Annotated in this window: 17 protein-coding genes and 1 tRNA gene; 6 read left to right on the forward strand and 12 right to left on the reverse strand. The window is 69.3% G+C overall.

The window, feature by feature from the left end:
- Positions 1-62: 62 nt before the first annotated feature.
- Positions 63-1,192, forward strand: a protein-coding gene (locus ABC319_RS00680; protein WP_413068384.1) for an IS3 family transposase whose coding sequence is annotated in 2 segments (ribosomal slippage) — positions 63-315 and positions 315-1,192 — 1,131 coding nt in all. Because the reading frame shifts where the segments join, the coding sequence is not laid out codon by codon here.
- 80 nt (positions 1,193-1,272) lie between these two features.
- On the opposite strand, the gene ABC319_RS00685 is transcribed toward ABC319_RS00680, so the two are convergent.
- From ABC319_RS00685 to ABC319_RS00735, 11 genes are all read right to left on the reverse strand, one after another.
- Positions 1,273-4,173, reverse strand: a complete 2,901-nt coding sequence (locus tag ABC319_RS00685; RefSeq protein WP_413068385.1) for a TonB-dependent receptor — start codon at positions 4,171-4,173, stop codon at positions 1,273-1,275.
- A gap of 82 nt (positions 4,174-4,255) precedes the next feature.
- Positions 4,256-5,164, reverse strand: a complete 909-nt coding sequence (locus ABC319_RS00690; protein WP_413068386.1) for a FecR family protein — start codon at positions 5,162-5,164, stop codon at positions 4,256-4,258.
- Positions 5,161-5,649: an RNA polymerase sigma factor gene (locus ABC319_RS00695; protein ID WP_413068387.1), complete on the reverse strand. Its 489-nt coding sequence runs from the start codon at positions 5,647-5,649 to the stop codon at positions 5,161-5,163. The genes ABC319_RS00690 and ABC319_RS00695 overlap by 4 nt, the downstream gene beginning before the upstream one ends.
- A gap of 69 nt (positions 5,650-5,718) precedes the next feature.
- Positions 5,719-6,231 (reverse strand): DUF6880 family protein, encoded by a 513-nt coding sequence (locus tag ABC319_RS00700; RefSeq protein WP_413068388.1) that lies wholly within the window; start codon positions 6,229-6,231, stop codon positions 5,719-5,721.
- A gap of 5 nt (positions 6,232-6,236) precedes the next feature.
- Positions 6,237-6,311, reverse strand: a tRNA-Glu gene (locus ABC319_RS00705).
- Between the two features lie 40 nt (positions 6,312-6,351).
- Positions 6,352-8,109 (reverse strand): single-stranded-DNA-specific exonuclease RecJ, encoded by a 1,758-nt coding sequence (recJ, locus tag ABC319_RS00710; RefSeq protein WP_413068389.1) that lies wholly within the window; start codon positions 8,107-8,109, stop codon positions 6,352-6,354.
- A gap of 765 nt (positions 8,110-8,874) precedes the next feature.
- Positions 8,875-9,555, reverse strand: a complete 681-nt coding sequence (locus ABC319_RS00715; RefSeq protein ID WP_413068390.1) for a prolyl hydroxylase family protein — start codon at positions 9,553-9,555, stop codon at positions 8,875-8,877.
- A gap of 96 nt (positions 9,556-9,651) precedes the next feature.
- Positions 9,652-10,602 (reverse strand): RcnB family protein, encoded by a 951-nt coding sequence (locus tag ABC319_RS00720; protein ID WP_413068391.1) that lies wholly within the window; start codon positions 10,600-10,602, stop codon positions 9,652-9,654.
- 151 nt (positions 10,603-10,753) lie between these two features.
- Entirely contained in the window at positions 10,754-11,338 is a 585-nt protein-coding gene (locus ABC319_RS00725) for a hypothetical protein (RefSeq protein WP_413068392.1), read from the reverse strand.
- Between the two features lie 49 nt (positions 11,339-11,387).
- Complete coding sequence (locus ABC319_RS00730) at positions 11,388-12,338, reverse strand: aldo/keto reductase (protein WP_413071576.1); 951 nt, start codon at positions 12,336-12,338, stop codon at positions 11,388-11,390.
- A 57-nt stretch (positions 12,339-12,395) separates the two neighbouring features.
- A complete protein-coding gene (locus ABC319_RS00735) occupies positions 12,396-12,710 on the reverse strand; it encodes a hypothetical protein (protein WP_413068393.1) in 315 nt (104 codons plus the stop codon).
- A gap of 122 nt (positions 12,711-12,832) precedes the next feature.
- Here ABC319_RS00735 and ABC319_RS00740 point away from each other — a divergent pair, with 122 nt between their 5' ends.
- The 4 genes from ABC319_RS00740 (at position 12,833) to metH (ending at position 18,643) form a co-directional block, all read left to right on the forward strand.
- On the forward strand, positions 12,833-13,795 hold the full coding sequence (locus ABC319_RS00740) for an ArsR/SmtB family transcription factor (protein ID WP_413071577.1): 963 nt from the start codon (positions 12,833-12,835) through the stop codon (positions 13,793-13,795).
- Entirely contained in the window at positions 13,792-14,736 is a 945-nt protein-coding gene (gene metF / locus ABC319_RS00745) for a methylenetetrahydrofolate reductase [NAD(P)H] (RefSeq protein ID WP_413068394.1), read from the forward strand. Before ABC319_RS00740 ends, metF begins: the two co-directional genes overlap by 4 nt.
- A 75-nt stretch (positions 14,737-14,811) precedes the next feature.
- Positions 14,812-15,858: a homocysteine S-methyltransferase family protein gene (locus ABC319_RS00750; protein ID WP_413068395.1), complete on the forward strand. Its 1,047-nt coding sequence runs from the start codon at positions 14,812-14,814 to the stop codon at positions 15,856-15,858.
- 112 nt (positions 15,859-15,970) lie between these two features.
- A complete protein-coding gene (metH, locus tag ABC319_RS00755; protein WP_413068396.1) occupies positions 15,971-18,643 on the forward strand; it encodes a methionine synthase in 2,673 nt (890 codons plus the stop codon).
- A 43-nt stretch (positions 18,644-18,686) separates the two neighbouring features.
- Here the strand turns inward: metH and ABC319_RS00760 are convergent, their stop codons facing one another.
- Complete coding sequence (locus ABC319_RS00760; protein ID WP_413068397.1) at positions 18,687-20,375, reverse strand: alkaline phosphatase family protein; 1,689 nt, start codon at positions 20,373-20,375, stop codon at positions 18,687-18,689.
- A gap of 78 nt (positions 20,376-20,453) precedes the next feature.
- Between ABC319_RS00760 and ABC319_RS00765 the strand changes: the two genes are divergently transcribed.
- A complete protein-coding gene (locus ABC319_RS00765; protein WP_413068398.1) occupies positions 20,454-22,469 on the forward strand; it encodes a protein-disulfide reductase DsbD family protein in 2,016 nt (671 codons plus the stop codon).
- Positions 22,470-22,542: the final 73 nt, after the last annotated feature.

Genomic DNA, 22,542 nt, shown 5'->3' on the forward strand with positions numbered 1-22,542 from the left:
TGACGTGCTCCCCTGAAACTCTGCCAGTTTGAGCTAGAGTCCGCCTTCGTGAGGAGACGGACGTGAAGAAGACCAGGTTCAGCGAGGAGCAGATCATCGCGGTGCTGCGCGAGCAGGAAGGTGGGATGAAGACCGCCGATGTGTGTCGCAAGCACGGGATCAGCAGCGCGACGCTGTACGCGTGGAAGGCCAAGTATGGCGGCATGGACGTGTCGCAGGCGCGCAAGCTGAAGGTGCTCGAGGAGGAGAACGGCCGGCTCAAACGGCTGCTGGCCGACGCCATGCTCGACAATGCCGTGCTGAAGGAAGTCGCGGCAAAAAACTGGTAAAGCCCGCCGCTCAACGGAAGGCTGTCGAGCATGCTCGGCAGTTGTTCGGCATCAGCGAGCGTCGGGCGTGTACCATCTTCAGCGTGGACAGGACGTCGGTGCGCTACGCGCCCCGGCGTAGTGATGATGGCGACCTTCGGTCGCGGCTGCGCGAGATCGCGGCGGAACGTCGGCGCTTCGGCTACCGGCGGCTGGGGATCATGCTGGCTCGCGAGGGTCTGGTCATGAACCACAAGAAGCTGCTGCGGCTTTACCGCGAGGAGAACCTGCGGGTCAGGCGTCGGCGTGGCCGCAAGCGAGCGATAGGCACCCGAGCACCCATGACGCTGCCACAGGGACCGAACCAGCGCTGGAGCCTCGACTTCGTCAGCGACACGCTGATCAGCGGCCGGCGCATCCGTATCCTGGCGGTGGTCGACGACTTCACGCGCGAGTGCCTCGCGCTGGTGGCGGACACCTCGCTGTCAGGCGCGCGTGTCGCTCGTGAGCTCGACGCCATCATCGCGCTCAGGGGCGTACCGCCGCTGATGATTGTCAGCGATAACGGCACCGAGCTGACCAGCCTGGCGATCCTGAGATGGACGCAGGAACGGCCTCTCGAGTGGCACTACATCGCGCCGGGCAAGCCGCAGCAGAACGGCTACGTCGAGAGCTTCAACGGTCGTCTGCGCGACGAATGCCTCAACGAGACGCTGTTCGTATCGCTCGGCCATGCCCGCTCGGTGCTGCGGCTCTGGCGCGACGACTACAACCATGTGCGGCCGCATAGTGGTGTTGGCGGGCTGACGCCCGCCGATGCTGCCAGGCGGGTTGTGCAACACCGCCCCGAGGGGCACCATACCAACCCCGGACTCCAGTTATGACTGGTAGGGCTTTGGGGAGCACGTCATTACCTCCTTGCGTTGATGTTGAAAACGGAGTCGCTTGATGTGCCTCCAGCGCATCAGAGCCGCGCCCGTACGCCGCCGATCAGCGTGGGGCCGTAATTGGTGTAGCCGCTGAAGCGATCGTCGCGGACGTATTGCCATTGCCGGCCACCGGCGACGTTGATGCCTTGCAAGACGAAGGTCAGCCGCGGCGTGACCTTGTACGAAACGTCGAAGTCGAGACTGCCGAACGGACTGTCGTTGTTGGCCGTGAGCCCCGCGCCGCCCACGTCCCGCAGCACCTTGCCGCGCCAACTGTAGCTCGCCCGTGCCCCGAGCGGGCCTTTTTCGTAGAACAGGGTCGTGTTGAACGTGTCGCGGGCCACGTCGACCAGCGCGTCGCGGAAGATGGCGCCGCCGGCGGTGGCATAGGTGCCCTTGCTGTCCGTATGCGTATAGTTGAGCTGCGTGCCGAGGCCGTCGAACGGCGAGGGCAGGCCGCGGAACAGCTGCTGATAGGCGATCTCGAACCCCGCGACATGCGCATTGCCGCCGTTCTGCGGTGCGGTCAGCCGGTAGGTGGCGCCGTCGAGCGCGAAGTCGCGCGTCTGCTGGAAGACGAAGGTCGTGATGTCCTTGTAAAAGACCGCGCCGATCAGCGCACCACCCGGCGCGGGATACCATTCGGCGGCGCCGTCATACTGCCACGCCTCGAACGGCCTGAGCTGCGGATTGCCGCCCACCGCGGTCAGGATCGTCGGATTGGAGTTGATCGTCAGGCGCGGTGCGAGATCCGCCAGCGACGGACGCGTGATGACCTTCGACGCGGCGAAGCGCAGCTGCAAGCGATCGGTCAGTTCGCCTACGACGTTCAGCGAAGGTAGCCAGTTGCCGTAGTCGCGCCGGATGCTCACTGGCACGGCGACGGTGCCGTTATCGGCGTAACCCGAGGATGTCTGCCTCGTATGCGCATAGCGTACGCCGATATCGCCGCGCAGCGTCATGCCGCCCGCCGGGATGCTGAAATCAACCCTGGCGTAGCCGGCGGCGATCCGCTCGGAGATGTCGTAGCTATTGCGCAGGTCGCTGCGGCTCAGCGGGGCGGCGAGCAGCGTGGCGACGCCCGTGGCGGCGCCGAGAAAGGCCGCGGTATCCGGCATCAGCCAACGGCGCGGGAGTTGGCCATCGACCCCGTCGAGGAAGCCGCGAACCGGAAAGGGATCGAAGAAGCCGGCGTCGAAGCGGCGACCGTTGATGCCGCCGGTGAAGTTCAGGTCGCGGCGGTCGAAATCGCGGTCGCGACGCTGGACCTTGGCGCCGGCGTTGAGTGCAGTAACGACGCTGCCGAGTTCGCGTACCAGGTCGAACTTCGCGGAGCGCTCGGTGTCGATCGAACCGTTGACGCGATATTCGATCCGTCGCCCCGGCAGCGTTCTCGGCTGGCCCAGATCGGCGGACAGGAAGCGAAGGTTCGGCAGGCGCTCGCCCGCCTTGCCATAGTCGAACGCGACATTGCCCACCGTACCCAGCAGGCGCGTGCGGTAGATCGGGGTCGGCGTGTCAGACACTGCGCGGCCGAAGCTGATGTCGGTGCCCGCCGTCCAGCCGTCTGCGTGCCAGCGTGCGTTGCCGCCGATCAGCCAGTTCGCATATTCCAGGGTCGACGTTTCGCGCCCGATCTGGGTTGATGTGCCGACCGTTCCGGCCGTCAGGATGCCGTCAGTGACGACCGCTGTGCCCGGCACCAGGGCGCGTGCGGTCGTATTGGCGAAGTCGGTCGAATAGGTCAGTTCGTCATAGTCGATGTCGAGCCGGGTCCACAGCGCGTCGAGGTTGAGCTCGAACCGGTCGTCCGGCTTCCATTGCAGCGCGCCGTTCAGGCCGATGCGGCGCCGGTCCTCGCGCTCCAGCGTTGGGCGGGTACTGGTTGGCACGAGGATCGTGCCTGGATCGAGCGTCCCGTCGCCGTTCGCGTCGATGCGGCCGTCGGTCCACCCGACGCCGGTGACGCGATCCTGCCGCGTCGTCCGCTCGTCATAGACCGCCGCCACCAGCGCGCCGAACGTGCCTGCCGGGTTCATCCAGCTGGCGAGGCCCGACAGCCGCGGATTGCCTTTGCCGGCCAGCAACGGCGCGCTCATGTTGGCCGACAGGTTCAACATCGGCTCCTTGAGGTCCATCGGCCGGAAGGTGCGCAGGTTGACGATGCCGCCGATCCCGCCCTCGTCCAGGTCGGCACGCGGGCTCTTGACCACCTCGACCGCCGACATCAGCTCCGACGGCAGCGTGTCGAAGCGGAACTGGCGCCCGCTCTGCCCGCTGTCGCGCACGTTCTCATTCACCGCGACGGTACGGTTGTTGAGCGTCACCACCTGGAAGCTGGCGCCGAGACCACGAATGCGCACGAACACGCCTTCGCCGCGGTCGCGCACGATCGATACGCCGGGGACGCGCTGCAACGCCTCAGCGATATTCTGCGCGGGAAACTTGCCGATGTCCTCGGCGCGCACCACGTCCACCACGTTCGTCGCGGATCGCTTCTCGTCGAGAGCGCGGGACAGGCTGCCGGCATAGCCGGTGACGACGATGTCCGCCCCGGCCTGCTCTTCCGGCAAAGACCCGGCGGTCTGGGCCGCGCCCGACGTGACGGCCGTCGTCACGGTGAGGACGAGCAGCGTCCCGTCGGGCTGCCGCTGGACGCGGAGCGGCCGTCTGGCGATCAGGCGATCCACGGCCTGACGCGCGCTCATCCGCCCGCTGACCGCGGGTGCGCTTGCGCCGGCGACGATGCCGGGCGAGAAGAGGACGTTCACGCCCGTCTGTCGTGCCACCGCCTCCAGCGCCGTCGCGAGCGGCTGCGCCGCGATCGTGACCGTCCGTGTCGTGTCCTGCGCAACGGCCGGCGTGGACAGCAGGGCGAGCAGTCCTGCGGACAGGGCCAGCGAACGGCGCAGGCGAGATAGATGACGGTGCTTCACGAAATTGTCCCCCGGATGGTCGCGGCCCCCTCGCCGCATCCATCCGACGCGCGAGCCGCGATCTACCCCACCCCCGGAGGGTTCAGATTTTCCTGCGCAGCACGATCGCGTCGGCGCGCTGCTCCACCGTCAGCCCGTGCAACGTCGCCAGCGCTTCGGCGAGTGCGGCATTGTCGCCCATTCTGTAGACGCCGCTGACCCGCATCGCTGCGGCAGTCGCGTCGCCGGCCACGAGCGGCATGGCACTGTATCGGTTCGCCTCCCGCGCCACGTCAGCGATGCGATCCGCGTGGAAGACGGCGCGACCGTCGTGCCACGCACGTGTAGCGGCAAGATCCTGCGGTTCCACCTTGCCGCCCGCGCGGTCCGCGGTCCATCGGAGCCCGGCATGCAGCGCGTGGACGGTCCGCGACGCGAAGACCTGCGCCTGTCCGGCGATGCCGGTGACCATAACGGTGTCGCCGGGATCGCGCCGCACGTCGAACCGACCTCCCGTCGCTCTCAGCACGCTGCCGCCCGCTGTCGCGACGAAGGGACGCTCACCGGGTGCGATCGCCAGCTCGATCCGGCCTGCGTCCAGCCACATGCGGCGATAGTCCGGCCATCCCGCGAGGGTCACCTGCGTGAGCGCGTCGAGGACGAGGTGCGAACCATCCTGCAGCCGCAATCCGCGCCGTTCGCCGATGCCAGTCGACACGCGGGTGCCCGCCGTGGCCATCTGTCCGCAGAGCATCGCGCCGCCGGTCGCGACGGTGGCGCCGAGCCCGGCCATCACCCGTCGGCGTGTCAGCGCGGGTCGCCGTGTCGTGGTCGCGGCCCCGCTGCCCGGTACCAGATCCCACAGCAGCGACAGCCGCTCGAAGGCGGCGCGGTGGGCTGGGTCCGTCTCCAGCCAGAGGCGCCAGTCGCGCTGGTCCTGAACCGTCCGGTCGTCCGCCTGCAATCGGGCAATCCAGCGGGCGGCCATGCGTTCGGCGGCGTCGGGGGTCACCAATGCTCCGTCCATGCGGCGAGATGGGTCATCGCCTTCGCCATGTGCTTTTCCACCGCGCTCTGGCTGATGGCAAGCCGAGTCGCGATCTCGCGATAGGTGCAGCCCTCTATCCGCTGCATCAGGAACACCTCCCGCGTGCGCGGGCTCAGCCGTTCGACGCCCTCGCGGACGCGATCCAGTCTCGCACGCATGATGAGCACCTCGTCCTGGAGAGGGAAGGGGTCGGCGACGTCCCCGGCCGGGTCATCGAGAGCCTGCCCGACGCGGACGCGCTCGCGCCGATACGCATCGCGACCGGTGTTGATCGCCGCGCGGACGAGAAAGGCTTCGACATTGTCCGGGCAGGTCACCCTTGCCAGCAGGCGCGCGCGCGCCTCCTGCAGCAGGTCCTCGGCATCCGACCGCCGCGTGGCGAGTTCGATCTGACGAACCAGCCGCTGCCATATCGTTGCGGGCGGATCCGCGGCGGCGGACCGGCCCACGACCGGTTCTTTCGCATGAAACATGCGGCGGCACTACTGTCGCCGGCCGACATCTTCATTGCGGAGCGATTACACTTCGAAGTCGATGACGGATATCGACCGCAACACTTCCCGATGCGTTTGCGCGCCCGCGCGGTCCAAAGCTTCTGTCATTATGTCTGAAAGGGCGTCGAGCGCATCGCCGACCCAGCGGAACGCCTGCGCATCCTCGTGCCGCCCGAGCGTCTCCAGCACGTCGAGGCGCGCCTGATCCCATTCGGGCGGCACCCAGCCGCCGCGGCCCGCCTCGCTCGCCTCGATCGCGGCCCGTGCTTCATCGACGCGGCCGGCGACAAGCAGCCGCTCGGCGATCCCGGCCGCGATCGCGGGGACGCGGCGCGTCTTTGCGTCATATTGCGCGATCCACGCCTCGACGTCGCCGCAAGCATCGGCGACTGCCTTCAGAAGCTGCGCCGAGGCATGCTTGCGGTGGCCGGCATCGACCTGGTCGGCATACATCGCGCCGCCGCTGCCCCATCCGATCGCCTTCCGCTCGTTGTGCTGCTCCCACGGACATTGCAAAAATTCTGCAATATCAATCATTTAAATGGTGACCCCTACGGGAATCGAACCCGTGCTTCAGCCGTGAAAGGGCCGCGTCCTAACCGCTAGACGAAGGGGCCTCGCGTGGTGGGGGTCGGTTAGGCCAGTGTTGCGGGCTCGTCAATCCGCCCAGGCGGCATCGTCGAGATGTAATTCGGCGGCGGGGCGGCTGCCCCACTCGTCGAGGCGGACGCGGCCGGCGAGCCAGAGGCGGCGGTGGGGCGGGGCGGCGAGGAGGGCCTGGCCGAGCGGCGTGTCGGCGGCGCGGAAGGCGATCGCCTTGACGGTGTGGCCATCGCCGCCGGCGGCGAGGAGGCGGACATGCCCGTTGCCGACGACGTCGACGCGGACGGGCCGGAACGGGCCGGCGGCCACGCGGGGCGAGGGCCAGCCGGCGCCGTAGGGCCCGCCGGCGTCGAGCGATTCGACAAGGCCGGGATTGACGCCGCCGGGCGCCAGGACGGCGTCGACGAGGAGAGCCCGGTCCTCACGCGCGCGATCGACAGTAGTGCGCAGGCGTTCGTCGAGGAAGGCGGCGAGGGCGGGGAGGGCATCCTCGCGCATGGTCAGCCCGGCAGCCATCGCGTGTCCGCCGCCGGCGACGAGCAGCCCATGCTCCTTCGCAGCGAGGATCGCGGCGCCCAGATCGACGCCGGCGATCGAGCGGCCCGAGCCCTTGCCGATACCCCGTTCGTCGATCGCGATCACGACGACCGGGCGGCCGAGCCGCTCCTTCAGCCGCCCGGCGACGATGCCGATCACGCCGGGGTGCCAGCCATGGCCGGCGACGACGACGACCGCGGCGGACGGATCGATCCGCATATCCGCCTCTGCCTGCACCGCCGCCTCGATCGCGCGACGTTCCTCGTTGAGGCGGTCGAGATCGGCGGCGAGGGCCTGCGCCTCGTCCGGATCGCCGGTGGTGAGCAGGCGGACGCCCAGATCGGCGCGGCCGACGCGGCCGCCGGCGTTGATGCGAGGCCCCAGCGCGAAGCCGAGATCGGTGCAGGTCGGCGCGCGGGTGAGCCGCGAGGCGGCGATCAGCGCCGACAGGCCGATATTGGCACGGCGGCCCATCACCTTCAGCCCCTGGGCCACGAAGGCGCGGTTGAGGCCGCGGAGCTGGGCGACATCGGCAACGGTGCCGAGCGCGACGAGGTCGAGCAGGTCGAGCAGCCGCGGCTCGGGCCGATCGGCGAAGAAACCGCGGGCGCGCAGCGTGCGGACCAGCGCGGCGGCGAGCAGAAAGCACATGCCGACCGCGGCGAGATGGCCGTGCGCGGCGGCGTCGGCCGCCTCGTCGAGGCGATTGGGGTTCACCAGCGCATGGGCTGGGGGCAGGCTGCTGGCGCATTGGTGGTGATCGACGACGAGGATGTCGACGGCGGTATCGCGCAACGCCTCCAGCGCATCGAACGCCTGCGCACCGCAGTCGACGGTGACGATCAGGGTCGCACCCTCGGCAGCGAGGCGGTGGAGCGCAGGGGCGGTGGGGCCATAACCCTCCGTGAGCCGGTCGGGGATATAGGCGCGCGGATCAAGCCCGCAGTCGCGCAGCACGCGTACCAGCAGCGCCGTGGAAGTCGCGCCATCGACATCGTAGTCGCCGAAGATCGCCAGCTTTTCCCCGACGGTGACGGCATCGGCGAGGCGTTCGGCGGCGCGGTCCATGTCGCGGAAGATCGACGGATCGGGCATGAAGGCACGGATGGAGGGTGCCTTGTGGTCGTCGAGCAGATCGGGCGGACAGCCGCGCGACAGCAGCAGCTGATCGATCAGCGCATCCTGCCCCATCATGCCGTCGCGCGCGTCGGCGGACAGCGATCGCCAGTGCCACGGCTGGCCGGCGAGCGAGCGGGTGATGCCGAGGACGGTCATGCGCGAATGTTGAGGAAGTTTAGGGATGCGGCGGTTCCGGCGCCAATGTTGTGACGGCGCATCGAGCCGGTGCAAGCCCGCTTTATCAATGGCTTGCGGCGTAAACCTCGAATGTTGAGGCTGGTCCCGATGGCGCGAACGTTGAGACGGTCGAATGTTGAGGCGCGAATGTTGAGGGTCCCGAATGTTGAGGCGTGGTCGGTCGGTAGCGGTGATCCCGCGAGGGCGACCGACGGCGCATCCGCGGGGCGGTGAATGCCGGGACGACGCCGGCGCGGGGCGGCGGGGAGGGGCGGGTGGGGGGATGCCAGAGGGTGATCCGTCAAGGCCGATCCGCTCACGACGACCACCCCGCAAGGACGACGGCCGGCGTCGGGCTGGCGGAGATTGGCGTTGCGCATCGTCAAGCCGGCCATCCCAACTGGACCCCGGCCTTCGCCGGGGTGGTGCCTTATCCTGGATGATCCGCACTCCAGGACGGATCGGCATTCAGCGCTTTCGCCTGTTTCGGTCGTTCGCGCGCAGGCGGAAATCCTTGGACGCACCGCGTTCGCCTGAAAATCGTTCGTTGGCGCGTATGGATACCCGCCTGCGCGCGGACGACGGAGGTTTTGCGGGCCCATGATCCGCGCCGAAAGCCGAATGGCGATCGGCCCTAGTCCTGCTTCCACGCTCCCGCTCCGATCTGGACCCGGGCGGACGAAGGAAGCGGCGAGGGGGGACGGCATGGCTGCCCATCGCACGAACCGGCCCGGGTAGGACAGGTCATTTGATCCAGCGATCCTCGCGAAACCATTTGGTGACGATGTACTTTATGCCGGCGACGACCGGCATGCCTTCGTGGATGGTGGCCTCGTTCGGGCTGCCGTCGGGCTTCATGTTGTTCCAGGCGAGCAGCATGCCGCGGCGCGGGGCGACCTTGATCCCGGCTTGCGGAAACCAGGTGGCGCCGCCTTCCTCGACATCGTTCAGATAGATCATCGCCGTCCAGGTGCGCTGGCCGCCCTCCTTCTGCATCCGCTCCCAATAGCTTTCGGACGAGTGGAAATAGTCGTGGTGGGCGCGGAAATGCTGGCCGGGGGCGTAGCGCTGGCCCTGCATCGTCTCCCCGAAATCGGGATCGATGCCGAGCAGACGGGCGATCGCCTCGTCGGTCGGCTGCACGTCGGGCGACCAGCGATCCATGTCGCAGCTGTCGCTGGTGCGGAAACCCTGGTCGTTGCGGTCGGACAGCAGGGTGGAGGGGCGGCGATGCGCGTCAATCATCGCGATCAGCCGGTCGCAGGTGGGACCATCAAGGAAGTCGGGATAGTGATAGACCTGCGCCAGATCGATGGCGGCGCGCCGGACGGCAGGATCGGCATCCAGGCGGGCCGCGACCTGCAACCCGACCAGCTGGCGCACGGAGGAGGTCGCAGGCTTTCGGGCGCGGGCGAACATGCTCATGCGGGTATTTTCGTGTTCCGCAGGACGATGCGCAAGGGCGAAGCGCCACGAACAGGCCCGACGGCGACGCAGGAACGCCGTCGCCGGGCCACCCCGTTACCAGAAGATGCCGTAGACCGCGTCGACGACCTGGCCGCTGCGAACGTCGACCAGCAGCGCGTCGTCGTAATAGCGGACCCAGCGATAGGGGCCGTAAACCTCGGGCAGGCGATAGGCGTAGGGATCGGCGATCCAGTAGTTCCGCTCCCACAGCGCGCCGGACAGGCTGAAGCCGATGCCGAAGCGGCGGTAACCGCCGTTCCACCCGCTGGGCGCATAATAGCGCGGCAGGCGGAACGCGCCACGGTTCGCGTCGCGGTAGCGGGTCCAGTCGTAGCGGCTCTGCCCGTGCCAGCCCCGGTCCCAGCGATTGCCGTCGCGGCCGCTCCAGCCGATACCGTCGCGGCCACGGTCATCCCAGCCGGCCCGGCCGCGGTCACCGCGGTTCCAGCCGTCGCGGTCGCCGCGGCGATCATCGCGCCAGTCGCCACGGTTGCCGTCGAATCGGCTGCTGGTCCAGTCGCGCCCACGACCGTCGTCACGCCCGCGACCGTCGTCGCCGGGGCGACGGTCACGATAGCGGCGATCGTCGTTTGGGCGACCGGCGCGCAGGTCGGCACCGCGCGGGATGCCGTCGCCGCGCCCCTCGACGCCACGATCGCGCCGCCAGTCGGCCCGGTCGCGATCGCCACGATTATCGGGGCCGGCGGACCACCGGTCGCCGCGGCCATCGTCGGGACGCGGTGTTCCGTAACCGCGCCGATCGGGGCGGGGTGTATCGGCACGAGGTGCGTCCGGGCGTGCCGGATCAACGGACGGCGCGTCCGGCCGGGACCGGTCGGGGCGGAACCCGTCGGGTCCGCGATCGGGCCGGTTGCCGCCGTCGCCGCGCGGACCGCCCCGCTCTACCCGCCCGGCGGCGTCGCCGCGATATCCTTCGCGCTGGGCCTGTGCCGTGGCGGGCGCCAGTATCGATGCCGCCAGCAATACTCCGATCAGCCTACGCATCCTCGTCGATCCTCAACAACCGGCGACCCGAACGACCAGCATGGCCGATCCGCCTTGCGACCGCTTGTGGCAGATCGGCGGTGAGGCGAAGCTGAATGATGGCGTCAGCGATCGGAAAGGAAGCGGAGGGGCGTGCATCGTGCCGCGCCTCCTATCGCGAGGCGGCCGGCACGGAGGGAAGCGGGGGCAGGGTGGAAAGGTACGCCTTGCCCGGGATGCCGAGCGCGATGACGCGGCCCTGGTTCGCGATCGTCACCGCCTTCAGGTAGGAGCGCGGCTTCTTCATCAGCTTCGGCTGGTCGAGCCCGGTCAGGCCGATGCGGCGGGCGGCCTCCTGCACGAAATGGACGCAGTTGCGGCGGTTGAGATTGTAGCTGTTGTCGCCACCCTCCTCGCTCCATCCGCGGGCGAGGGCGAGCAGCGAGGCGTATTGCGCATCGGTGAGGACGACGGCGAACTGTGCGTCGCTGCCGCCGATATAGCTCGGCTTCACCGCCTCCAGCCGGCCGGCGACGGTGCCCCACAGGATCGCCGGGCTGAGCGTGCGGGCGGTGAAGCCATAGGCGAGATCGACCGCAGGGCCACCGGCATCGGGCGTGCCGCGGAGGGTGAAGAAGGCGTGGGGAAAGCTGTTGCCCAGTTCGTGGCTCCAGAAGGTCGCCGTCACCGCCGCCTGCGCGGGGAGGGCGGCGACCAGCCAGACGAGGACGATCAGGAGCGGGCGAAACAACGTCACGCGTTCGAGGATATGACAGGCGCCGGCCGGATGCCAGCGCCGACGCCGCTCAGGCGCCGGCGTTGGTGAGGCGTTCCAGCTGGTCCTTCGACAGGGCCAGCGTCATCGCGGGCAGCAGGTCTTCGACCTGGCCGGGGCGGCTTGCGCTGGCGATCGGCGCGGTGATGCCCGGCTGGGCGATCAGCCAGGCGAGCGCAATCTGGGGCAAGGTGGCGCCGGTCTCCGCCGCGACGTCGTCCATCGCGGCCAGGACGGCGCCGCCGCGACCGGCCAGCAGATCCGCCATGCCGGCGCCGCGGACGCTTTGCGCCAGATCGGCCTTCTCGCGGTACTTGCCGGTCAGGAAGCCGGCGGCGAGCCCGTAATAGGGGAGGACGGCGATGTTCTCGGTGACGCAGAAATCCTGCAACTCGCCCTCGAACCGGTGGCGGCTGACCAGATTGTATTCGGGCTGGAGGACGTGGATGCGCGGCAGGTCGCCGGCGCGCGACAGGTCGACGGCGGATTTCAGGCGGCCGGCGGTGAAGTTCGACGCGCCGAGCACGCGGATCTTGCCCGCGTCGATCAGGCGGGCGAAGGCGGCGAGCACCTCTTCCTGCGGGACGGAGTCGTCGTCCTGATGGGCGTAATAGAGGTCGATACGGTCGGTGCCGAGCCGCCGGAGCGAGGCGTCGCAGGCGGCGGCGATCCGGGCGGACGCCAGCTTCTCGCCACCCTCGCCGGGCAGCATGCCGACCTTGGTGGCGATCTGCACCTTGTCGCGTTTACCGGATGCGCGCAGCCATTCGCCAATCATCGTTTCCGATTCACCGCCGCTGTGGCCGTCGATCCAGGCGGAATAGACGTCGGCGGTGTCGATCATCGTGCCGCCACCGTCGACGAATGCGTCGAGCACGGCGAAGCCCGCCTCGCGGTCGGCGGTCCAGCCGAAGACGTTGCCGCCCAGCACCAGCGGCGCGATCTTGAGGTCGGTGGAGCCGAGGCGGCGCAGGGTCATGATGTCGTCCGGATCACGGGTAAACCCCCTTCGCCCGGATGGGCGAAGGGGTAGACGGTATCAGTCCTTGATCGCCTTGCCGGTGTTCTCCAGCGCCTGGCCGGTCGCGTCGGCGGCATCGTCGGTGGCGTTGCCGATCGCGGCGCCGGCACGGTCGGCGTTGCGGTCGATCGCGGCGCCGGCATTGTCGAGGCTCGTCTCCGCCCGGTCGAGCGCGCGGTCGGTGGCGGCATCGACATCGGCGGCGGCGTTGCTGGTCGTCGCATCGACATCGGCGGCGACGGCGCCGGCGGCCTCCGACGTCTCGTTCTGCGCGTTCTGGCTGCAGGCGGCGAGGGCGACGGCGGCGAGCGCCGGGATGATGAGCTTCTTCATGACATTCTCCCAGGTTGATACGTAGCAGGTCGGCGTGGGGGTCGTAACGCAAGCGATCCCAATCGGCTCCCTGCGCGCACTCGATTGACCGCATATAAAGATTTCTTTATATGTTGATCGTGATGGTCGAGCCTCTCAACATCTTCGGTGCCCTGGGCGACGCGACGCGGCTGCGCATCCTGGTGCTGCTGCGCCGGATGGAGCTGTCGGTCGGCGAGCTGGCGCAGGTGCTGGGGCAGAGCCAGCCGCGGGTGTCGCGGCATGTGAAGATCCTGTGCGACGCCGGGCTGGCGGAGCGGCGGAAAGAGGGCAGCTGGGTGTTCGTGGCGCTGGGCGACCCGGTCGTGGTGGCGCCGATCGCGGCGGCGCTGGACGGCTGGGCCGGGGGGCAGGCGGATCACTGGGCGGTCGCCGATGCGGCGCGGCTGGCGGCGGTGCGCGCCGACCGGGCGGCATCCGCGGCGATCTGGTTCGAGACGCATGCCGACGAGTGGGACGCGATCCGCTCGCTCCATGTCGCCGAAAGCGAGGTGGAGGCGGCCATCGCGCAGCTGCTGGGGACGGACGGCGACGGTTCGCTGGGGACGCTGATCGATATCGGCACGGGTACCGGGCGGATGCTGGAGCTGTTCGCGGGCCATGCCGACGCGGCGCTGGGGATCGACCGCTCGTCGGAGATGCTGCGCCTGGCGCGGGCGAAGCTGGCCGGCGCGGCGAACACGGAACTGCGGCAGGCGGACCTGTACGCGCTGCCGATGGCGGACGGCGCGGCGGATGTCGCGATCATCCACCACGTGCTGCATTTCGCGCAGCAGCCGGGTGCGGCGATCGGCGAGGCGGCACGCGTGCTGGCGCCGGGCGGGCGGCTGCTGATCGCGGATTTCGCCCCGCACGACCGCGAGGAGCTGCGCGCGCGCGACGCGCATGTGCGGCTGGGCTTCGCCGACGAGCAGATCGCCGGCTGGGCCGAGGCGGCGGGCCTGCGGATGGTGCGCGTCGAGACGCTGGGCGGCGGGGAACTGACGGTGAAACTGTGGCTGGCGCGAAAAGGTGCGACGGTCCTGCATGAGGTGAAGGCGGCATGACGATCTCGGTCAACCAGCTGGCGGAAGCGCGCCGGGCGCTGGAAACCCCGCTGTACGCGGATGTGGGCGGCGACCTGGACGTGAGCTTCGAATTCTTCCCGCCGAAAAGCGAGAAGATGGAGGAGCAGCTGTGGGACGCGGTGCGGACGCTGGAGCCGCTGGGCCCGCGCTTCGTGTCGGTGACCTATGGCGCGGGCGGCACCACGCGCGAGCGGACGCATGCGACGGTGGCGCGGATCCAGCGCGAGACGTCGCTGGCGGCGGCGGCGCACCTGACCTGCGTCGAGGCGACCAAGGCCGAGATCGACCAGGTGGCCGAGGAATATTGGGCGGCGGGCGTGCGCCACATCGTCGCGCTGCGCGGCGATCCGCCGCAGGCCGGCGCCCGCTTCGCGAGCCATCCCGGCGGGTACGAGAATGCGGCGGCGCTGGTCGCGGGCCTGAAGCGGCTGCACCCGTTCGAGATCTCGGTCGCGGCCTATCCGGAATGCCATCCGGATTCGGCGGATGCGCGCGCCGACCTGGACAATCTGAAGCGCAAGCTGGACGCGGGCGCGAGCCGGGCGATCACCCAGTTCTTCCACGAGCCCGAAACCTTCTTCCGGTACCGCGACGCGGTGGCGGCGGCGGGGATCGCGGCGGAGATCGTGCCCGGGATCATGCCGGTCGCCAACTTCGCCAGCGTGAAGCGGATGAGCGCGATGTGCGGCACCGACGTGCCGGCATGGATGGCCCGCCTGTTCGAGGGGCTGGACGACCATCCCGCGGCGCGCCAGCTGGTCGCGGCGACGGTGGCGGCGGAACTGTCGCGCCGGCTGTACGCGGGCGGGGTGAAGCAGCTGCACTTCTACACGCTGAACCGCGCGGAGCTGGCGTTCGCGATCTGTCACCTGCTGGGGGTGCGGGCGACGGCGGTGGACGCTGCGGTAGCGGCCGAGTGACCCTGATGTGCTCCCGCGAAGGCGGGAGCCCAGCACTGGGTCCCCGCCTTCGCGGGGACACATGAAAGTTTGACCATGACCATTCGCGATACATTCCTGGCCGAGGCGGCGAAGCGCATCCTGATCACCGACGGCGCGTTCGGGACGGAGATCCAGAACTGGAAGCTGTCCGAGGCGGACTATGCGGGCACGCTGGGCCTGAGCCACGACCAGAAGGGCAACAACGACATCCTGGCGCTGACCAGGCCCGAGGTGCCGGCATCGATCCACCGCGCCTATTTCGAGGCGGGGGCGGACATCGCGGAGACCAACACTTTCTCGGCGAACCGGATCAGCCAGGCGGATTACGGCGCCGAGCATCTGGTGCGCGAGATCAACGTCGAGAGCGCGGCGATGGCGCGGCGGATCGCCGACGAATTCACCGCGCGCGACGGAAGGCCGCGCTTCGTCGCCGGCGCGATCGGGCCGACCAACAAGACGCTGTCGCTGTCGCCCGACGTCAACGATCCCGGCTATCGCGAGATCGATTTCGATCACCTGAAGGGCGTGTACCGCGAGCAGATCGACGCGCTGGTCGAGGGCGGTGCCGATTTCATCCTGATCGAGACGGTGTTCGACACGCTGAACGCCAAGGCGGGCATCATGGCGACGCTGGATGCCGCCGACGATCTGGGCCGCGACCTGCCGCTGATGCTGTCGATGACGTTGACCGACCTGTCAGGGCGCAACCTGTCGGGGCACACGGTCGAGGCGTTCTGGCACGCGGTGCGGCATGCCAAGCCGGTGACGATCGGGCTGAACTGTTCGTTCGGGGCGGAGCAGCTGCGGCCGCACGTGAAGACGCTGTCGGAGATCTGCGACACGCTGATCATGGTCTATCCCAACGCCGGCCTGCCCAACGAGCTGGGCGCCTATGACGAGGCGCCGGCGACGACCGCGGGGCTGGTCGGCGAATGGGCGCAGGCGGGGCAGGTCAACGTGCTGGGCGGCTGCTGCGGATCGACGCCGGCGCATATCCGGGCGATCGCCGAGATGGCGCGCGGGGTGACGCCGCGGACGATCCCGACGCCGGCGGTGCGGACGCGGCTGGCCGGTCTCGAACCGTTCACGATGGCGGCTTAGCCCCCCCCGCTTGCGGGCGGGGGTCGGGGGAGGGGCCATCCTCCAGCGCTCCACCTGCCGACCTTCCCTCCCCCAGCCCCTCCCGCAAGCGGGAGGGGAGAAGAAGAAGATCATGACCACTTCCTCGACCCAGTTCGTCAATATCGGCGAGCGCACCAACGTCACGGGCTCCGCGGCGTTCAAGAAGATGATCATGGCGGGGGATTATACCCGCGCCGTCGAGGTCGCGCGCCAGCAGGTCGAGAACGGCGCGCAAGTGGTCGACGTCAACATGGACGAGGGGCTGCTCGACGCCGAGTTCGCCATGACGACGTTCCTGAAGCTGATCGCCGCCGAGCCCGACATCGCGCGCGTGCCGATCATGATCGACAGTTCCAAATGGAGCGTGATCGAGGCGGGGCTGAAGTGCGTCAGCGGCAAGCCGATCGTCAATTCGATCAGCATGAAGGAGGGCGAGGAGGCCTTTCTGTATCATGCGCGCAAGTGCATGGCGTACGGCGCGGCGGTGGTCGTCATGGCGTTCGACGAGGTCGGACAGGCGGACACGCAGCAGCGCAAGGTCGAGATCTGCGCGCGCGCCTATGACCTGTTGACGGGCATCGGCTTTCCGCCGGAGGACATCATCTTCGACCCCAATGTATTCGCGGTGGCGACGGGGATCGAGGAACACAACAACTACGGCGTCGATTTCATCGAGGCGTGTCGCGCGATCAAGGCGCGCTGTCCGCACGTCCATATCTCGGGCGGGCTGTCGAACCTGTCGTTCAGCTTCCGCGGCAACGAGCCGGTGCGGCGCGCGATGCATTCGGTGTTCCTGTATTACGCGATTCCTGCTGGCATGGACATGGCGATCGTCAACGCCGGGCAGCTCGACGTCTACGACACGATCGACCCCGAGCTGCGGCAGGCGTGCGAGGACGTGGTGCTGAACCGCGATCCGGAGGCGGGCGACCGGCTGGTCGCGCTGGCGGAAAAGTATCGCGGCACCGATGCGGTGGCGGAAAAGGCGGCGGCGGAATGGCGTTCGCTGCCCGTCACCAAGCGGCTGGAATATGCGCTGGTGAAGGGCATCGACGCGCATGTCGTCGACGATACCGAGGAATGCCGCCAGCAGTTCGCCCGGCCCATCGAGGTGATCGAGGGACCGCTGATGGACGGGATGAACGTCGTTGGCGACCTGTTTGGATCGGGCAAGATGTTCCTGCCGCAGGTGGTGAAATCGGCGCGCGTGATGAAGAAGGCGGTGGCGCACCTGCTGCCCTTCATCGAGGCGGCGAAGGAACCGGGCGCCAAGGGCAAGGGCAAGATCGTGATGGCGACCGTGAAGGGCGACGTGCACGATATCGGCAAGAATATCGTCGGCGTCGTGCTGCAGTGCAACGGCTTCGACGTGGTCGATCTGGGCGTGATGGTGCCGTGGTCGAAAATCCTCGCCGCTGCGAACGAGAACGATGCCGACATGATCGGGCTGTCGGGCCTCATCACGCCGTCGCTCGACGAGATGGTGACCGTGGCGGAAGAGATGAAGCGGGCGGGCATGACGATGCCGCTGCTGATCGGCGGGGCGACGACGTCGAAGGTGCATACCGCTCTCCGCATCTCGCCCGCCTATGACGGGCCGATCGTGCATGTGCTCGACGCGTCGCGGGCCGTGGGCGTGGCGACGACGCTGGTCAGCGACACGCAGCGCGACGCCTATGTTCTGGGCATTGCCGAGGATTACGAGAAGGTGCGCGTGGCGCGCGCCAACAAGGGGCAGAACGACCTGTTGCCGCTGGCCGAGGCGCGCGCCCGCGGACTGAGCGTCGACATGGCGCTGAAGGCACCGCCGGCGGCGCAGCCGGGCGTGCATGTGTTCGACGACTGGGACCTTGCCGACCTGCGCGGCTATATCGACTGGACGCCGTTCTTCCGCGCGTGGGAGCTGGCCGGCAATTTCCCGGCGATCCTGACCGACGAGGTGGTCGGCGAGAGCGCGAGCGGCCTGTACGAGGACGCGCAGGCGATGCTCGACCGGATCGTCGCGGAGAAGTGGCTGACCGCGCGCGGCGTCTGCGGCCTGTGGGCGTGTCACCGCCACGACGACGACGTCTGGGTCTATACCGAGCATCGCGAGTCGCACCGCAGCCCGGATGGCGCGAGCATTCCCGAGGGGTTCCACATCCCGAACCTGGACCGCACGCAGGAGGCGACCGTGCGGCTGCCGTTCCTGCGCCAGCAGATCGCCAAGCGGGAGGGGCGGGCGAACATGTGCTTGGCCGATTTCATCGATCCGGCGGGCGACTGGATGGGTGGCTTCGCGGTGGGCATCCACGGCATCGAGCCGCATATGGCGCGCTACAAGGCGGACAACGACGATTACAACGACATCCTGCTGAAGGCGCTGGCGGACCGGTTGGCGGAGGCGTTCGCGGAGCGGCTGCATGCGCATGTCCGCACCGACCTGTGGGGCTATGCGCCGGGCGAGCAGCTGACCAACGACGCGCTGGTCCGCGAGCAGTATCGCGGCATCCGCCCGGCGCCGGGCTATCCGGCATGTCCCGAGCATTCGCTGAAGACGACGCTGTTCGCGATGCTGGATGCCGAGGCGAACACCGGGCTGGAGCTGACCGAAAGCTTCGCGATGCTGCCGACGGCGGCGGTCAGCGGTTTCTACTTCGGCCACGCGCAGGCGGAGTATTTCGGCGTGGCGCGGATCGGCGAGGATCAGGTCGCGGATTATGCCGCGCGGCGCGGGGTGGACGTGGCGCAGGCGACGCGCTGGCTGCGGCCGAACCTGGACTGAGCATTCACGCCACCCCGACTGACCGCCGGGGTGGCGGATACGTCTACCGCCGGCAGGTGTCCGCCGGACCGGGATCTAGGTCGAGGCAGCGGCCGTCCTGGCCGGACACCTTCAGCCCGATCGTGGCGGCGAGGGTGGGCATGATATCGACCGTCTCGACCGACAGCGGCTGTTCGAAGCCGGTCATGCCCTTGCGCCAGAACAGGATCGGCACGCGGCGATCATAGTCCCACGGGCTGCCGTGCGTCTCGACATAGCCGGTGGTCGGCTTCTCGATCGAGGTGACGCGCGGCTTGAGGAGGACGAGGAGGTCGCCCGAGCGCTGCGGATCGTAGCTCGCTCGCGCGCGCTCGAGCAGCGTCCAGGTTTCGGGCGGGCCGGCGGGCATCGGCGACGCGGCGATCTCGGCACCGGTGAAGACGGCGGCGACCTGCGGCAGGGCGCGGTAGCGGCGAATGGCCTCGGCCAGCACGCGGGGGCGCTGCGCCGCGGGTACGGTGTCGGCGACGTAGATGTCCCCCTCGGTACCCAGCAGCACCGGACCGGCGAGCTTCAGGTCGCGCGCGATGGCGCCGCCGACGGCGGGCGCGAGCGATTCGGGCGCGACGTGCGCCTCCATCGGCATCGCGCGCTGCTGTTGCCGCTCGGTCATGTCGTGGGCGCCGTGGTCGGCGGTCAGCATGACCTCGTAATCGATGCCCGTTTCGTCCAGCACCGCGAAGAAGCCGGCGAGCGACTGGTCGAGCTCGTTCATCTGGATGCACATCTCGGCACCCTGGGTGCCCAGCGAATGGCCGATATAGTCGGTGGCGGACAGCCCGACCGCGATCAGGTCGGTCGCGGCACCGGTGCCGAGCTTCATGTCCTGGACCAGCCCGGCCGCCATGGCGAGCACCGCCGCATCGGATGCGGGCGAGGCGCGGAAGGCGTGGGCATCGCCGGCGGCGCGGACGAAGCGGCCCTGGCCCAGCTGCTGGTCGCCGACCGCGATGCTGCGGTCGACCGGCCGGCACCAGCCGGGCAGCGGCAGCGCCGCCTGCGGACGGGCGATCAGCGCGGCCACGGCGTCGCGGGTGCGCTGGACCACCGGCGGTACGGCGCGGCCGGCATAGGAAGTATAGGTCTTGCCGTCCCACCACCACAGCTCGTCGACCTTATGGCCGCCCATCATCACCGCTGCCCGGTCCTTCCCCGCGACCGAGACAACGCGGGCGGCGGGGTTCGCCGCCTTCATCCGTTCTCCCAGTGTCGGCACCTTCAGGTGCATATCGGACACGGTGTAGCGTTCGTGGGTCGATTCCGGCACCCGCTCGTCCTCGGAGCAGTACACGGTCTTGTCTGCGCGGCCGGCGCGCTGGTCGATCCAGTTGTTGGCGATGATCCCGGTATGGGCGGGGCGATAGCCCGTCAGGATCGTGGAGTGGCCGGGGCAGGTCTCGGTCGCTGCATGGCTCTGGTAGCCGGAGGGAAAGACGCCGCCGGTCAGCAGGCGGGCAAGGCCGCCGGTGTAATGGTTGCGATACTGCGCGAAGAGGTCGGCGGAGAACTGGTCGACCGAGATCGCGACGATCAGCTTCGGAGGCGCCGCGGGGAACGGTGGCGGCGGCGGCGCGGGCACCTGCTGCTGCGGGGGGATCGGCGCGGTGGGCGGGGGCGAACCGGTCTGTGCGGCGAGCGGGCCGGCCAGGACGCTGGCGGCGAGGAGGGCGGCAGTCAGGGAAAGGGCGTTCATGGGTCGTCCTTGGTAAGGCGGCGCCGACCGGCTATGGAGTGCCGCATGTGGCGACGCAACCGGCCACGAGCGGGGCCGATGAGCGCGATTTTTTGCAGGATGATGACGCTGCTGGCGATGCTGGTGGCGTGCGGTACGGCGGTGGCGCAGGCGCCGGGCGAGCGGCACCTGGCGATGCGGCTGATCGCGGAGAGCGCGGCGCCGGCACCGGGATCGACGGTGACGCTGGCGATCGATGCGACGCCGCAGCCGGGATGGCATGGATACTGGCAGAACCCGGGCGATGCGGGTTTTCCGATGCAGGCGGCGTGGACGCTGCCGAAGGGCGCGGTGGCGGGCGCGCTTCGCTATCCGGTGCCGCAACGGCTGACCGTCGCGGGACTGATGAACTATGTTTACGAGCGGCCCTATGCGGTGCTGGTCGACGTCCGCATTCCCGACGACGCGGCGGTGGGCACTGCCCTGCCGATCGGGCTGAAACTGGATTATCTGGTCTGCACGACGCAGGTCTGCGTTCCCGAGAGCCAGACGCTGTCGCTGGCGCTCACCGTCGGCAGCGGTGCGATCGAGCCGGCGGTGCGGACGCGCTTCGATGCGTGGCGGCGCGCGTTGCCACGCCCGCTCGGGTCGACGGCGACGTATCAGGTCGAGGCCGGCGCGCTGCGACTGGCGGTGCCGTTCCCGGCGGATGCGGCGCTGGGCGAAGCCTATTTCTACCCGGCGGCGACGGGCGCGATCGACATGGCCGCGCCGCAGACGGTGGTGCGGCAGGGCGACCGGGTGACGATCGCGACCAGGGCGGCGGCGAAGCCGCCGGCGGGACCGATCGAGGGGGTTCTGGCGACCGGCGACGGGCGCGGGCTGGCGATCACGGCGACGCCGGGCGCGGTGCCGCGCGCGACGGGCGGCGATGCCGGCTGGGGCGTGGCGCTGGCCGCGTTCGCGGGCGCGGTGCTGGGCGGACTGATCCTGAACGTGATGCCCTGCGTCTTCCCGATCCTGAGCCTAAAGGCGCTGAGCCTGGCGAAGAGCGGGGGGACCGAACGGGCCGCGAGGGCAGAGGCGCTGGCCTATACCGCGGGTGTGGTGCTGGTGTGCCTGGGGCTGGGAGCCGGACTGCTGGCGCTGCGGGCGGGCGGCGCGACGGTTGGCTGGGCGTTCCAGCTGCAGGATCCGCGCGTGATCGGCGTGCTGCTGCTGCTGGTGACCGGCATCGCGTTCAACCTGGCGGGCCTGTTCGAGCTGCCGACCCCGCGGTTCGCCGGACGGGGCGGCACCGGCGGGGCGTTCATGACGGGCGCGCTGGCGGCATTCGTCGCGACGCCGTGTACGGGACCGTTCATGGGTGCGGCACTGGGCGCGGCGCTGGTGCTGCCCGCGGCGGCGGCGCTGTTGGTGTTCGGCGGGCTGGGGCTGGGCATCGCCTTGCCGTTCCTGCTGCTAGGTTTCGTTCCCGCGCTGCGACGCCGGTTGCCGAAGCCGGGGGCGTGGATGGCGCGGCTGCGGCGGATCCTGTCGCTGCCGATGTTCCTGACCGCGCTGGCGCTGGCCTGGGTGCTGGGGCGGCAAGCGGGCGTCGACGGGATGACGATCGGGCTGGCAGCGGTGCTGCTCGCGGTATCGGGGCTGTGGTGGACCGGACGGCGCCAGCTGGCCGGGCGCGAGCGAAGCTGGATCGCGGCGATCCCGGCGCTTGCCCTGGCCGTGATGGCGGTGGTGACGATACGGCCGGCACCGGCGGGCGTAGCGACGGCCGCGGCGGCTGGCGAGGCCTTCACGGAGGGGCGGCTGGCGGCGTTGCGCGCGGAGAAGCGGCCGGTCTTCGCCTATTTCACCGCCGACTGGTGCCTGACGTGCAAAGTGAACGAGAAGGCGGCGATCGAGCGAGAGAGCGTACAGGCTTCGTTCGCGCGCCGCAAGGTGGCGGTGCTGGTCGGCGACTGGACCGACGGCGATCCGGCGATGGGCCGCTTCATCGAGCGGCACAATCGTGCCGGCGTTCCCCTGTATCTCTATTATGCGCCGGGCGCGTCGACGCCGCGTGTGCTGCCGCAGGTACTGACCCCGTCGATGCTGGAGCAGCTGGGCATCTGACCGGCGGTCAAAAGCGCTCTTGTGCGCTGCAACGATTGCGCGCAGCATGGAACCCGGCGGACGGGAGCGTTTT

It is taken from the genome of Sphingomonas phoenicis, from assembly GCF_047238005.1.
Taxonomy (GTDB): Bacteria; Pseudomonadota; Alphaproteobacteria; order Sphingomonadales; family Sphingomonadaceae; genus Sphingomonas.

Excerpts from the sequence above, each read along its gene's own strand:
- ABC319_RS00700 (WP_413068388.1), bottom strand. The coding sequence starts at position 6,231 with ATGATTGATATTGCAGAATTTTTGCAATGTCCGTGGGAGCAGCACAAC.
- recJ (WP_413068389.1), bottom strand. The coding sequence starts at position 8,109 with ATGACCGTCCTCGGCATCACCCGCTCGCTCGCCGGCCAGCCGTGGCAC.
- ABC319_RS00715 (WP_413068390.1), bottom strand. The coding sequence starts at position 9,555 with ATGAGCATGTTCGCCCGCGCCCGAAAGCCTGCGACCTCCTCCGTGCGC.
- ABC319_RS00720 (WP_413068391.1), bottom strand. The coding sequence starts at position 10,602 with ATGCGTAGGCTGATCGGAGTATTGCTGGCGGCATCGATACTGGCGCCC.
- ABC319_RS00735 (WP_413068393.1), bottom strand. The coding sequence starts at position 12,710 with ATGAAGAAGCTCATCATCCCGGCGCTCGCCGCCGTCGCCCTCGCCGCC.
- ABC319_RS00740 (WP_413071577.1), top strand. The coding sequence starts at position 12,833 with ATGGTCGAGCCTCTCAACATCTTCGGTGCCCTGGGCGACGCGACGCGG.
- metF (WP_413068394.1), top strand. The coding sequence starts at position 13,792 with ATGACGATCTCGGTCAACCAGCTGGCGGAAGCGCGCCGGGCGCTGGAA.
- ABC319_RS00750 (WP_413068395.1), top strand. The coding sequence starts at position 14,812 with ATGACCATTCGCGATACATTCCTGGCCGAGGCGGCGAAGCGCATCCTG.
- metH (WP_413068396.1), top strand. The coding sequence starts at position 15,971 with ATGACCACTTCCTCGACCCAGTTCGTCAATATCGGCGAGCGCACCAAC.
- ABC319_RS00760 (WP_413068397.1), bottom strand. The coding sequence starts at position 20,375 with ATGAACGCCCTTTCCCTGACTGCCGCCCTCCTCGCCGCCAGCGTCCTG.
- ABC319_RS00765 (WP_413068398.1), top strand. The coding sequence starts at position 20,454 with ATGAGCGCGATTTTTTGCAGGATGATGACGCTGCTGGCGATGCTGGTG.